Raw genomic sequence first — 13,907 nt, 5'->3', positions numbered from 1 at the left:
CATATTGTACTATTTTAAACCAATGAGATAACCGTTATGGCACCATGCTTTGCTGATACAGCTGCAATACATCTTCGGCGCTGATGGCTTCGCCATAAATCTGCACTTCATCCAGCATGCCTTTAAACGGCGTGTCCCAGAAGTTCACACCAAGGCCAAAGCCTTTGGTGCCGCTGGCGCCAAACACATTGGGGAAGTTATTGCCGCTGAAGACCGGCTGGCCATTCAGGTAGATTTTCACTGCACCGCCACTGACCACAAACACCAGCTGCGACCAGCTGTTCAGCGGCACCCGCTGACCAATGCCGGCGTCATACCAGGCAGTGCCTGACCACAACATGGTATTTTCACCCACCCCGCCATGACCACGCGGCACCAGACTGACCCAGCTGCTTAAGCTGGCATAACCAAAAAACGCCGTGCTGTAATTGGTAAGCTGAGCCGGATTGAGCCAGAGCGCCACGCTGTAGCTATGGTCGGTGATGAGGTTATCCGGTAAACGCACGCCTGCGCTGCCATTCAGCACCAACGCCTGACCTTTCACGCCAGCCTGATAACTCAACACACCACCACCCTGGTCCAACTTGCTGCCGGTGCTGCTGCCGGCATTAAAGCGGCCAGCGGCATCGGCCAGATTACTCTGGTCAAAACTGAAGTTGGCCAACGGCGTTGGCGGCGCCAGCGAGCGCACGGTCACAACAAAATCACGGTTCTGCTGTTGACCATTCAGATTGACAGTCGCAGTCAGCGTGACCTGCCGGTCCGGCTCTGTCAGGCCTGGCCGTGTCACTTTGCCTTGCAGATCTATGGTGCTGAGGTCCGAGGATTGCCACTGCAGCACACTGGCAAAAGCGCCGCTGCGTGGCAGCGTCAAATCGCTGCGTACTGCCGAAATATCCCCAAGATTCAGATTGTTGACGGCAATTTGCAGCAGCTGCGCATCTTGCAGCCGGTCGACATCCAGCGCTTTAATCTCTGCGGCCGACAACGCAGTTTCATACACCGCCAGCTCATCGATGGCACCATTAAACGGCGTGTCCCAGTAGTTCACCCCAAGCGCAAACACCGCCTGCACTGTACTGAATAAATCGCGGAAATTACTGCCGGTAAATTTCTGCACACCGTTGATATACAAGCTGAGCTGGCCTTGTTGCACACTAAAAGCCACATGCGTCCACTGATTAACCGGGATTTGCAGACCAGCGCTGCCGTCAAACCAGACCTGACTGCCACTCCACAGCATGGTGTTTTGATCCCAGCTGCGCGGTACCAGGCTCAGCCAGTTATCCGGATTGGCGGCGGCAAAAAATGCCGGCGTGAACTGGGTTAACACCGCCGGATTCAGCCACATTGATACTGTATAAGTGTGGCTGTTGATGAGGCCATCCGGTAAGCGCACACCGTTCTGGCCATTCAGCTGCAGCGCTTGTCCGGCACGGCCTGCGGTGAAACTGACAACGCCCGTGCTGTCCGGTCTGTTGGCGGTAGCCCGGCCTTGACCGAATAAACCCGTGCTGTCAGCTAAGTTCTGATCAAAGCGATACAGCGCGGTACGGTTGTAGGCTTTGCGGGCTTTGACTTTGATACTGAAGGTTTTTTGTTGCGTGACACCTTGCAGCGTCACTGTCGCCGTCAGTTCCACTGTGGCATCCGCGTTGCCGGCCGCCGGAGGCTCCACTTTACCGTTTGCCGCAATCACCTCTGGTAATGATGAACTCCACTGAATAGTTGCGCCTTGGGCGCCACGGCTGGATAACGGCAAGTCGGTGACCGTTTCAGCCGGTACGCTCAGGCTGTTCAGCGTTTGCTGCACTAAATCGGCAGCGCTTAACACTGGCAACCGGCTACCCCATACCGCTTCGCCTTTGGCTGATAACGCGGTAAAAGTCGGCACCAGCTGGGGGGTGTTGTCGTTATATTGCCAGGACCGTACGCCGTTAAAGCTACCCATGCCTGTGATATTCAGCGTGATTTGTTGTTTGTCGCCAAGCGAATAACTCCCGCTGACATCACCACTGATACTGCCGTCGGCGTTTAAGCTCAGATAGACCGAGCGGTGTGGTGTGCGGTTAATATCTTTGCCGTGGTTGATAAACTGATAAGTGCCGAGCGCATCAGTTTTATCCACCAGATTTGCGCCCTGCACCGGCGCATAGCGGTGTGGCGCCGCCACCAGCCAGCCGTCGCTATTGACAAACAGCTGATGCACACGAATTTCATGGCCTTCGCCTTTCTCCGGGAAGCGGGTATGGAAGATGACAAAATGCTGTTTGGTCGCCGCGTCGTAATACGCCGAGTTATGACCAGGCGCCATATAACCATGGTCCGTCCCTGGGTCGCCCGGATTGTGCTCAAACAGATGACCGCCCATCAGCTTCACGCCAAAAGGCGCAATCGACGACCAACCACCAGACGCGCCCAGCATATTACGGCCTTCAGCATCCAGAAACGGCCCTTGTGGCGTGCGGGCGCGGGCGATGCGCATGTTGTAGCCATCGTTTTGAGCAAAACCGCCAAATGAAGTGAACAAGTAGTAGTAATCCGATTCCGGGCTGTAGAACATAAATGGCCCTTCGATCGCGCTGTAATAACCGCCCATGATCTTGGTGCCATAACCCTGCCCCGGCAACGCGAAACCCGTTTGCGGGTTCAGTTCCAGCACAAAAATACCGCCGGAGTAAGAGCCGTATACCATCCAGAGCCGGCCGGTTTTATCAAAAAATACGTCCGGATCTATCGCATTCGGATGGATGTTACCGTTGTAGACATTGCCGTCCACACCAGGGTTTTCGCTGCCGCGATGACCGCTTTTCAGCATCAGTCCCAGATTGCGGTAAGGCCCTTCGATATTCTCAGACACCGCCACACCTAAATATGAGCGTGAAGAATCACATTCGCCATTTTCCGGTGAGGCGCAGTGGTTGTAGTAAAAATAATATTTGCCGTCAGCCAGCTGGATCACATCAGAGGCCCAGGAGCCAACATGGCCCCCCGACCAGGCGATGCCTTCGGCCGCTTCGGTCTGATAAGTGGCGAACAGTGGATTGGCATTATTAACGCCTTCGGCCACCAGCTGCCAGTTCATCAGGTCGGTGCTTTTGGCCACCGCTAAATGCGAACCAAACACGTAAAAACGACCATCCGTTAAGCGGATCACCGATGGGTCATGCACAGTGGCATTTTGATAAGACACCGGGGTTTGCAGCGTCGGGTCCGGCAGATTGTTGTCCGACAACTGCTGGAACACCGCAGCGCTGTAGCTGAAAGTGCCGCGGCTGTTGGCAAAATACACCCGCACCGGCGTGCTGAGCATGGTGACATCAAAATAAGGCCGGCCGGCACTGTCTTTGCCGTGCGCATTGGTGACCGCATAAGTGCTGCTCATAATCACCAGCCGCAGCGGCTGTTCGGTGGTTGGCGCTGGTGCCTGCAGAATTTTGTTGTCAGTGTAATAGCCGACGTTACGTACCGTCACTCGCGCGCCCTGCTGTACAGTTGCGCCGGTCAGTTGTTGCCACTCAGCAGCCACAGCGCTACACCACAGCGTCGGAGCGACACAGAGCAACAGCAATGAAAACAGATGTTTAGCCATGATGCTGCGCTCCTGTGGCGGCGCAGCCTGTACCAACGCGACCTGTACCAGCGCGTGGCAACAGCAACAGACCGGCGCACAATAACAACAGACTGGCTGGTGCCGGCACATCACGGCTTTCCAGTTGGAACTGACTCAAGGTCAGACTGTCGCCGAGCACAAAGTCATTGTCCTGCACGCCAAATTCCAGCGTCAGCTTGCGGCCAATCCAGCCGGTCAGGTTAAAACGGCCACCGGCCGATAAATCCAGTACGTCGTTTGTGTCTAAATCACGCAGCTGGGCAAAATAAAAATCATCACTGCTGCTGAGCAGTGCTTTGAGATTAAACTGCAGCCACAAGGCTTTACCGGCACCCACAGCGTCCAGCTGTAAATCCTGATACATCAGCAGGCTCCACAGTTCACGCTGCGCCTGAAGTGCGGTGGTCAACGTGACGCTGCTGCCGGCCAGGCTAAACGCTGCCGGATAAGTACTGAACAGGTCACCACTGTCGGTGGCCGAGTCACCGCTTTGCTGATCAGTCCAGCTGACCGTTGCTTGCCAATGTTGATAGCCCTGACTGAAATCTGGGTTGAGCAGGCCCGCCTGTGCCATGCCGGAACATCCGAGCAAAACTGGCAACAGACACTGCCGGAGTGTCTTCTTCATCGTCTTCTCCTGTTACACCACCGATCGGGCGGTGGCCTTGTTGTCAGCCTGCAACAGCAGGCTTGCTCCTCTGCCTGTGACGGATCACAGACGTGAAAACTGCGGGTCTGAAGTCGCGGGGCCACACAGCATTGCCCGCGCGTTGCGGCGGGCAGAGGAATACAAGGCCGGAGGACGTCAGTGCGGGCGTTCACACGCCCTAAAATGCAATATTGTATTACAATATTAATAAACTAAAGACAGGTCGCTGTAAAGAGCGGAAATCGGGAAATGCTCTGGATAACGCGACGGGTATTCCGGGAATTAGGCCATGGACCGTACGGCGGTGCGTGACATTAAATCGGTGGATGTCCTGAGAATGGGACATTGACCTTACTGAGATTGACCGTGCGGCGTGTGACGCCCAGCGCGCTGCGCTTGCGCGTACCTACTCGCTAATTGAGATCGTAGGTAGCGGCAAGCAAAGCGCCGCCGTACATTGACGAGACAAATGGAGACTGACGCACTCCACTGTCTCATGCTTTTTTAAGGTTATTTCACCGCCCGCAAATGGAAAATCTGACAAACACTGGCATTGGCCGGCGCTTGCGCCAGAGCGGTGCCATCGGCCAGGCCACAATGCGCCAGATCGACTACTTGTTTGCTGTAGCTGTTGGTCAGCACCATACCACCGCCGGGCTGTGGCGTCAGTTGCCAGCGCGCCGTTTTGGCGTCACAGCTGCCGGGCGAAAGCAGAGCACCCGGTACTATGGCATCGCCTTGCACGGCCAGACAGGTTTCTGGCGTTTGGCTTAATTTCAGCAAAATACTGCCATCAACCACAGCACTGTCTTTGCGCTGGGGTGCCAGCACCGCCTGCCATTGCTGACAAGCAGCGCCACGCCAGCCTTGTTGTGTGACTGCGGCTTTTGTGTCACAACCGGCGCTCAGCACTTTGCCGGATTGCTGGCTGACCAGCGCAAAAGTGCCTTGTGGCAGCAGCTGCCAGGGACCACAAGCGGTTTTGCCGTTGCCACAACCGAGCGGCTGGTTCTGCGCCAGATTCGACACCGATAACCAGCCATCGCCCAGCGCATTAAATTGCCACTGCTGACTGCTTTCGTCCCGCCACGGCTGCAACTTTTCAGCGCCAAGCACTTGGCCGGACCTTGGCTCCAGCAAACGCACTGCATTGGTTGCCATCGCATCCGGTTGCCAGCGGCTGGCTTCAGCGCAAGCACTCAGCTGTGGCTGGCCTGTTTTGTCCACTGCCAAACACTGGCCTGAGTTTTTGTCGCGCAATTGATACGACAGTCCCTGCACTTTACCAATGCGCGGGCCTTGTTCCCCAGACGGCCGGGCCACCTGCACACCGGGCGCCAGCGGCGCGCCAAATTCCGGCAAGCCTTGACTGTCAAAACCGAATTTTTGCGCCCGTAACGAACGCGTCGCCCCGCAGCCCTGACTGGCTTTGTCATTGCCGTGGTAAATCAGCCAGTGTTCTTTGCCATCCGGCGATTTAAAAAAGCCATTGTGGCCCGGGCCAAACACCTGCCCGGTGCGGCTAAACACCGGCTTGTCGTGTTTTTTCCAGTGGGCGGGATTGAGCGCATCATCACCAACCAGCTCCATCAGCCCGAGTTTGTAATCCGGCGTGTCGCAGAAACTGGCGGAGTAAGTGACAAAAGTACGGCCCTGATACTGCAGCGCAGCCGCGCCTTCGGTGACTTTGCGGCCACTGGTTTCCCAGTCCAGCACAGGCCGGGTCAATACCTGATGTGGCTTGCCGGGTGTTAAAGTCCAGGGGTTGTCCATCTGTGCAATCAGATTGAGCTGCTCGTCGCCTTGCCACTGTGAATACAGCAGGTACAGCTTGCCATTGTGCTGCAGATAACTGCCGTCGATGTTCCAGCTGTCCGGCATCATCGCGGCTTTGTACTGATAAGGCCCCATCGGGTCGTCGCCGGCACTTTCCAGCACGTTCAGATGCTGGTGATCTAAAGTGCCGTCCTGGCCTGCGGTATACATCAGATACCAACGGTAACCATTCGGGCCTTTTAAACGATGAAACTCAAAAGCCCAAAAGTTACAACAGCGTTTAGGGTCAGCATCCGACCAGACATAGACCGGCGTGGCGGTCGCGAGGCCAGCCAGCGTCGGCGACTTGCGCATTACCAGCTGAGAAGTCCAGGTGGTGGTGGTCAGATAATAATTGCCGTCAAAATATTCCAGCCAGGGATCAGCGCCATTTTCAAACAATGGATTGGTAAAAGCGCCCTGTGCTGCAGCCTGCTTTTGCTCTGCTGCCGCCTGTTTTTGCCCTGCTGGTTGCATCGCAGTATTCGCCAATACAGGCAAACTCAGCAGCGTGGCCAAAGCGCCGGCCATCAGCCTGTTGTTGCGCAGTTTATTCATCAGTTATTCCTTCGCTGGCTGCGTGCTGAAACGGTACACAATCCGGCTTTGATATTGCTGACCCGGCTCTAACACTGTCGAGGCAAAACCCGGCTGGTTTGGCGCATCGGGGAAATGCTGCGGCTCTAAACAAAAACCGCTGCGATGACCATAAGTCTGGCCTTTGCCTTTGAGCGTGCCATCGAGGAAATTGCCGGAATAAAACTGCACGGCAATGTCATCTGTCAGCACTTCCAGCACGCGGCCACTGGCAGGCTCCAGCACCCGCCCCGCCAACACCAGCGTTTTATCTGGCGTGGTTTTTAACACAAAGTTATGGTCATAACCCAGGCCTAATTTCAGCTGGGCATCGTCCGCGGCAATATCACGGCCGATGGCTTTGGCGCTGCGAAAATCAAAAGGCGTACCCGCGACATCCTGCAGCGCGCCGGTAGGGATCAGACCTGCGCCGACCGGCGTGATTTGCGCCGCCGGAATGGTCAGTTCGTGGCTCAGAATATCTCCGCCGCCAGCCAGGTTAAAATAACTGTGCTGCGTCAGATTCACCACTGTGGTTTTATCGGTGGTGGCCTGGAAAGTCATCTGCAGCTCGTTGCTGTTGGTCAGCAGATAAGTCACTTCCACGCTGAGATTACCCGGATAACCCTGGTCACCATCCGGACTTAGCAGGCTCAACACCAAGCCGACAGCATCGGGCTGCGTGAAGCTTTTTGCGGTCCAGAGTTTTTTATCAAAACCCTGCACCCCGCCGTGTAAATGGTTGGCACCGTCATTGCTATCGAGCTGATAGCTGGTACCGTTTAACACAAATTTGCCGCCGGCAATGCGATTGCCATAACGGCCGATAATGGCGCCAAAATACGGATTGTTGTCGACATACTGCTGCAGATTGTCGTAACCAAGCACAATATCAGCGCTCTGACCTTTGGCATCCGGCGTCACCAGCCGGGTGATGATGCCGCCGTAGTTGGTCACATCCAGTTCGATGCCGTTGCTATTTTTTAAGCTGTATAACTGCACTGCGCGACCATCGGCCAACTGACCGAATGACTGTTCACTGACTGTTGGCTGCATGGGTTGTACGTCCTTGCTTGATGACGGAGAGAGTGCCGGAGTGACGGATTGAGTTTGCGGCTGCGCGCCTGTCTGTGTCGGGGCAGGCCCACAACCGCTCAGCGGCAGACACACACAGACACAAAGCAGCAGCGGTGATGACCGTCTGGCCCAACGCGGAAATAAGTGCGGAAATATTGTCATGATCACACCTTGTCGGATTGGTTATTTTTGTATTGTAGTTTTATAATACAATTAACCAAGCTAAGACAAGTGCTTTTGTGGTTTAAATCTGTAGTTCGCCGTTTTGCACCAAAATGCAGTCCATGCCGGCGGCCGCGGCGGCTTGCTGGCCAATCGCCGTATCTTCAAACACCACACAATGCTGTGGTGCCACGCCCAGTTGCGCAGCGACTGTTAAAAAGGTTTCCGGGTGTGGTTTGCCGTGCACCACGTCAGTGGCGGTTACCACAGTCTGAACCAGCTCCAGCAGACCCGTTTCTGCCAGCATTTTCAGCGCATGGCCGCGGTCGGCGCCGGTGCCAATACCGATTTTTAACCGGCCGCGATAATGTTTCAGCACTTCGACTGTCGCAGGAATCAGCGCCGGCACTTCATCCAGTTGTTCCCACAGCTCACGTTTGACCCGCGCAACTTCATCCACATCGTGCGACAAGCCATATTTTTCATTCAGCAGCACCACGGTCTGATCGGTCGGCACGCCGCCGAGGCTATGCATATACACAGGGTCAAACGGATAGCCGTAGCGCTCGCACGTTTGGCGCCAGGCCACACCATGGCTGCCCATCGAATCGATTAAAGTGCCATCCATATCAAAAACGATGGCCTGATAAGCGGATAAATCCAGCATCGGTACTCCGTGATTGTGTTAGTACAAAAAACAACAGGCCCGCAGGCCTGTTGTTTGTCTGAGTGCCGCGGCAACGCCGCAACTGCTTACAAGCCTTGCTTCAGGAAATAATAAGCTGAGCTCTGGCGCAGTTCATTTTTCAGCTGACGGATATTGGTGGCATCGTCGATGATCACCGTCTCCACGCCAGCCATTTCGGCAAAGTCCACCACCATGTCGGTGGTCACGGCCTGGCTGAATACTGTGTGGTGCGCGCCACCGGCATGGATCCAGGCCGCTGCCGCCACACTTAAGTTCGGCTTAGGTTCCCATAAAGCTGACGCCACTGGCAACTCTGGCGTACCGGCCGGTGGTACTACAGTGTCGACTTCATTAATCAGAATGCGGAATCTGTTGCCCAAATCAATCGGCGACACGTTAATGGCCGGGCCTGGCGCGGCGCTGAACAGTAAACGCGCCACGTCACATTTGACACCGATAGTGTGGCGATGCACTTCGAGGCGTGGCTTGGCGGCCGCGATCGACGGGCACACTTCCAGCATATGTGCACCGAGCACCTGGTCGCGGCTGCCAAAGTTATAGGTGTAGTCTTCCATAAAAGAACAACCACCGGCGCGACCCTGACCCATCACTTTCATGATGCGCACCATGGCCGAGGTTTTCCAGTCACCTTCAGCGCCGTAGCCATAACCCTGCGCCATCAGCCGCTGCGTCGCCAGACCCGGTAAACCGGTGAGGCCAGCCAGGTTTTCAAAACAGTTGGTAAAGGCTTTAAAACCGCCTTTATCGAGGAATGTGCGCATGCCCAGTTCCAGCCGCGCTTCGTTTTTCAGCATCTGCAGTGCGTAGTCATCGCTGAACACCGCCGGCGCAATGTCATAATCCTGCCGGTATAAATCCAGCTGACTGATGATGTCGCTGTCAGACACCGCATCCACCACAGCCACCAAATCGGCCAGGCTGTAGGCGTGGACTTCATAACCAAACTGAATTTGCGCGGCCACTTTGTCGCCTTCGGTCACTGCGACCTGACGCATATTGTCGCCAAAACGGGCGATTTTTAATGAGCGGCTTTCGGCCCAGCCCAATGCCGCGCGGCACCAGTCGTCCAGCTCCTGCACTACGGTTGGGTTTTGCCAGTGACCGACCACCACTTTACGCTCTTTACGCATCCGGGTGCCGATAAAACCAAACTCGCGGCAACCATGCGCACTTTGGTGAGTGTTCATGTAGTTCATGTTGATCTCTGCCCACGGCAGCTCAGCATTAAACTGGGTGTGTAAATGCAGGAATGGCTTACGCAGCTCATTGAGGCCGGCTATCCACATTTTGGCCGGCGAGAAGGTATGCATCCAGAGCACCAGACCAACACAATCCGGATTGGCATTGGCCTGCTGGCAAACGGCAAAAATCTCTTCCGGGCTTTTTACCGTTGGTTTCACTACCAGCTGCACCGGCAATTTGCCGCTTTGATTGAGGCCAGCGACGATAATTTCGCTGTCCTGCGCCACCGTCTGCAGCACTTTTGGGCCATATAAATGTTGAGAACCGGTAACAAACCAGACTTCTTTGGTACTTTTCATCGTTTAATTCCTCTTGGCTGCGGCCGGCTCAGGCCTGACCGTAATAAGCGTTTTTGCCGTGTTTACGGAAATAATGTTTGTCCATCACCGCTTTGGCTAACAGGTCGCCCTGCGGCGCCAGGGTGCGGGTTAAATAAGCCATCCGCGCAATTTCCTCGAGGATCACTGCGTGATAGACGGATTTCGCTGCATCTTTACCCCAGGCAAAAGGCGCATGTCCGGCGACCACCACCATAGGTGCCGCCAGCGGGTCCAGTTCGGCGAAAGCGCGCACGATTTGCACGCCGGTTTCTTCTTCATAATCCCGCGCCACTTGTTCGATGCTCATCTCACCGGTGCAGGGCACGGCGCCATAAACAAAATCGGCATGAGTAGTACCGAGGCATGGGATAGGCAACTTGGCCTGTGCCCAGGCTGTGGCATAGGTGGAATGGGTATGGGTGACACCGCCAATGTCATTGAAATGACGATACAAATGGGTATGCGTTTTGGTGTCGGACGAAGGACGTAACTTGCCTTCGACTATCTGATTGTCTAAGTCGACAATGACCATGTCGTCGGCGCGCATATCTTCATACGCCACGCCGCTTGGTTTAATCGCAATCACACCTTTGGCGCGGTCGATTTGCGACACATTGCCGAAGGTGTAAATCACCAGTCCGCGTTTTTGCAGCTCTAAGTTAGCTTCAAATACTTCGCGTTTTAATTCGGTGTAGCTCATAGCCCCTCCTGTGCTTTTGCATCAACAAAGGCACCAAGCTGCTGATATTGTTGATATAAACCGTCATAGACTGCGGCATTTGCCGCATTGGGGCTGTAGGTCTGGCACACCGGCGACGCCATCACCGCCTGCGCAGCCGCAACTGAAGGGAACACACCGGCGGCGACAGCAGCAAAAATGGCGGCGCCTAAGGCACAGCTTTGTTCGCTGTCGAGCACCGCGATATCGCAGTTCCAGACGTCGGCACAAATCTGCATCACCAGCGGCGATTTTTTCGAAATGCCACCAATCACCACCACCGAATCCACCGGCACACCCTGCTCGCGAAAACGCTCAGTAATAGCGCGTGAGCCAAAAGCCGTCGCCTCGACCAAAGCGCGGAAAATCTGTGGCGCCTGGCTGCCCATTTTCAGGCCGCTGATCGCCATCGCCACCCGTTGACTGGCATCCGGCGTACGCCGGCCATTGACCCAATCCAGCGCCGTGATGCCGGTCTGGCCTGGTGTCAGCTTCGCCGCTTCACGCGACAATGCCGGAATAATCTGCGCTTCTAATTCTGCCAGCGCTGCGGCAGATAATTGCTGACCGAGCAACTGCAACGGGAAACTCAGCAGGTCGCGAAACCAGGCATATAAATCGCCAAAGGCAGACTGACCGGCTTCCAAACCAATCATGCCCGGTAACACTGAACCATCGACCTGACCACAAATACCGCGCACCGGTTTATCTGCAAAAAGCTCAGCGCTTGCCACTGTAATATCGCAAGTCGAAGTACCCATCACTTTGGTCAAGACACCGGGCCGCACATTGGCGGCGACGGCGCCCATATGGCAGTCAAAGGCGCCATAACCAATGGCAATACCACGTGGCAAACCTAAACGCTGGGCCCATTCGGCACACAAACGCCCGGCGGCCTGATCAGAAGTGCGGGTGTCAGCATTCAGTCTTTCGGCAAAACCAGCCAGTAACGGGTCGATGCCGGCAAAAAACGCCTCAGGTGGAAAACCACCCCAGCTTTGATGCCACATCATTTTGTGACCGGCAGCGCAGCGGCCGAGATAAAAATCTGCCGGCGCCGTGGTATTGGTCAGCACTGCTGTGATCCAGTCGCAGTGTTCAACAAAGCTGTAGGCGGCCGCGCGCACTTGCGGGTCCTGACGCAGCACATGCAGCGCCTTGGCCCAGTACCATTCAGACGAATAAATGCCACCGATAAATTGCAGATAATTCGGCCCGGCACCACGCGCAGCATAGCTATTCGCCGCTGCAGTGATTTCTGCAGCTTCGGAGAGCGCAGTATGGTCTTTCCACAGCACAAACATCGCATTAGGGTTCTGGGCAAACTCCGGCAACAGTGCCAGCGGCACGCCGGCGCTGTTAATCGCCACCGGCGTTGAACCTGTGGTGTCGACACTCAAGCCCACCACTTGGTTGGCACTACCCGCTGGCGCTTGTTGCCACAACAACTGCAGCACTTGTTCAAGCGCGTCGAGATAATCCTGCGGATGCTGGCGGAACTGGTCACGGCCCGGCTCACAATACAAACCCTGACTCCAGCGCGGATAGTTCACCACGGCGCTGGCCAGCTCCTGGCCACTGGCGGTATCCACCAGCAAGGCCCGGACTGAGTCCGAACCATAATCAATTCCAATGACATAAAACGACATAAGTACCTTTCTCGCTTTGCATCGACATCACCATAAATTAATTGTATGATAATATCACCATTTGAGAGCTGTAAAGATCATATAAAAATATATTTTGATTTGCACTGATGTTTTTCGTTAAGGCAGCTGTCTTTTAAGGCTTTTATCGACAAACGTCGCATCACCCTCTGGAGTTCAGCAGGGTGAATAGCACCAATTTAGGCCATTTTTTTACAATTAAATATGATAAATGAGGAATTTATGTCAGACCAATTAAGCCAGTTAAAGCAGTTCACTACTGTCGTGGCCGACACCGGTGATTTTGCCGCCATCAAGTTGTATCAGCCACAAGACGCCACCACTAACCCGTCGCTGATTTTAAAAACCATCGAGCAGGCGCAATACCGCCATCTGGCTGCAGAAGCGCTGCGGTGGGCTGCCAGCAGCACCACAGGCGATGCCCGCATCAGTCTGGCCGCCGACAAACTGGCGGTATTAATTGGTCAGCAGCTGATGGCGCAGGTACCAGGTTATGTCTCAACCGAAGTCGACGCCCGCCTGTCGTTTGATACTATGGCGACTATTGAAAAAGCCCATCAGCTGCTGGAACTGTATCAGGCACAAGGTTCGGACACCCAGCGGGTATTGATTAAAATCGCCGCCACCTGGGAAGGTATTCAGGCCGCCCGCGTGCTGGAGCAACAAGGTGTACGCTGCAACCTGACGTTGATTTTCAGCTTCGCCCAGGCCCGTGCCTGTGCTGAAGCAGGTAGCTACTTAATTTCACCTTTTGTCGGTCGTATTCTGGACTGGTACAAAAAACAGCAGCCGCAGCAGGATTTCAGCGGCGAGCAAGACCCCGGCGTCCAATTTGTCCGCCGTGTGTATCAGTATTTTAAAACCCACCGTTACCCCACCATCGTGATGGGCGCCAGTTTTCGCAACAGCGAAGAAATTCGCCAGCTGGCCGGCTGCGACCGCCTGACCATCAGCCCGGCGCTGCTGCAGGAGCTCGCCGACAGCACAGGCCCGGTGCCACGTCGTTTGCAAACCGACGTCCCGGCCGCAGCTACACCTTCGACGCTGACCGAAGCCCAATTCCGCTGGCAGATGCTGGAAGACCAGATGGCCAGCGACAAACTGCAGGAAGGCATCCGCCAGTTTGCTGCTGATCAGCAGAAGCTGGAGGATATTTTGCGGGCGCTCTGACGGGTCGTCGCTGCGCTTGGCTTTTGCCCTGCGGGCGGCTTTGTTTTCGTAATCGTTATTTCCTTTGCAGCGAGACCGCTTAGCAGAGAATTCACCTGTCGGTGAGTTCCTTTCTTTTGCCTTGCCAAAAGAAAGGAACCGAAAGAAAAGGCGCACCCGGTTCCGCTCGAAAGCCCGCTGAAAATCAAC

General features: G+C 55.2%; 9 protein-coding genes. 1 reads left to right on the top strand and 8 read right to left on the bottom strand.

The window, feature by feature from the left end:
- Positions 1-34 precede the first annotated feature (34 nt).
- The 8 genes from ABNT34_RS17030 to ABNT34_RS16995 form a co-directional block, all read right to left on the bottom strand.
- On the bottom strand, positions 35-3,592 hold the full coding sequence (locus ABNT34_RS17030; RefSeq protein ID WP_348733767.1) for a LamG-like jellyroll fold domain-containing protein: 3,558 nt from the start codon (positions 3,590-3,592) through the stop codon (positions 35-37).
- The gene (locus ABNT34_RS17025) at positions 3,585-4,241 is read right to left on the bottom strand and encodes a hypothetical protein (RefSeq protein WP_348733765.1); all 657 of its coding nucleotides are present in this window, start codon (positions 4,239-4,241) and stop codon (positions 3,585-3,587) included. The genes ABNT34_RS17030 and ABNT34_RS17025 overlap by 8 nt, the downstream gene beginning before the upstream one ends.
- A 531-nt stretch (positions 4,242-4,772) precedes the next feature.
- Positions 4,773-6,635 carry a family 43 glycosylhydrolase gene (locus tag ABNT34_RS17020; protein WP_348733763.1) on the bottom strand — a complete coding sequence of 621 codons (1,863 nt, stop codon included), beginning with the start codon at positions 6,633-6,635 and terminating at the stop codon, positions 4,773-4,775.
- A gap of 3 nt (positions 6,636-6,638) precedes the next feature.
- Complete coding sequence (locus ABNT34_RS17015) at positions 6,639-7,709, bottom strand: aldose epimerase family protein (protein WP_348733761.1); 1,071 nt, start codon at positions 7,707-7,709, stop codon at positions 6,639-6,641.
- 265 nt (positions 7,710-7,974) lie between these two features.
- Positions 7,975-8,559 (bottom strand): beta-phosphoglucomutase family hydrolase, encoded by a 585-nt coding sequence (locus ABNT34_RS17010; protein ID WP_348733759.1) that lies wholly within the window; start codon positions 8,557-8,559, stop codon positions 7,975-7,977.
- Between the two features lie 86 nt (positions 8,560-8,645).
- Entirely contained in the window at positions 8,646-10,142 is a 1,497-nt protein-coding gene (gene araA, locus ABNT34_RS17005; RefSeq protein WP_348733757.1) for an L-arabinose isomerase, read from the bottom strand.
- Between the two features lie 28 nt (positions 10,143-10,170).
- A complete protein-coding gene (locus tag ABNT34_RS17000) occupies positions 10,171-10,863 on the bottom strand; it encodes an L-ribulose-5-phosphate 4-epimerase (protein WP_348733755.1) in 693 nt (230 codons plus the stop codon).
- On the bottom strand, positions 10,860-12,530 hold the full coding sequence (locus ABNT34_RS16995; RefSeq protein WP_348733753.1) for a ribulokinase: 1,671 nt from the start codon (positions 12,528-12,530) through the stop codon (positions 10,860-10,862). Before ABNT34_RS16995 ends, ABNT34_RS17000 begins: the two co-directional genes overlap by 4 nt.
- A 240-nt stretch (positions 12,531-12,770) precedes the next feature.
- Between ABNT34_RS16995 and tal the strand changes: the two genes are divergently transcribed.
- Positions 12,771-13,718, top strand: a complete 948-nt coding sequence (gene tal / locus ABNT34_RS16990) for a transaldolase (RefSeq protein ID WP_348733751.1) — start codon at positions 12,771-12,773, stop codon at positions 13,716-13,718.
- Positions 13,719-13,907: the final 189 nt, after the last annotated feature.

Source organism: Rheinheimera texasensis (genome assembly GCF_964031785.1).
Lineage (GTDB): Bacteria > Pseudomonadota > Gammaproteobacteria > Enterobacterales > Alteromonadaceae > Pararheinheimera > Pararheinheimera texasensis_A.
This window is presented reverse-complemented; position numbering and strand designations above follow the sequence as displayed.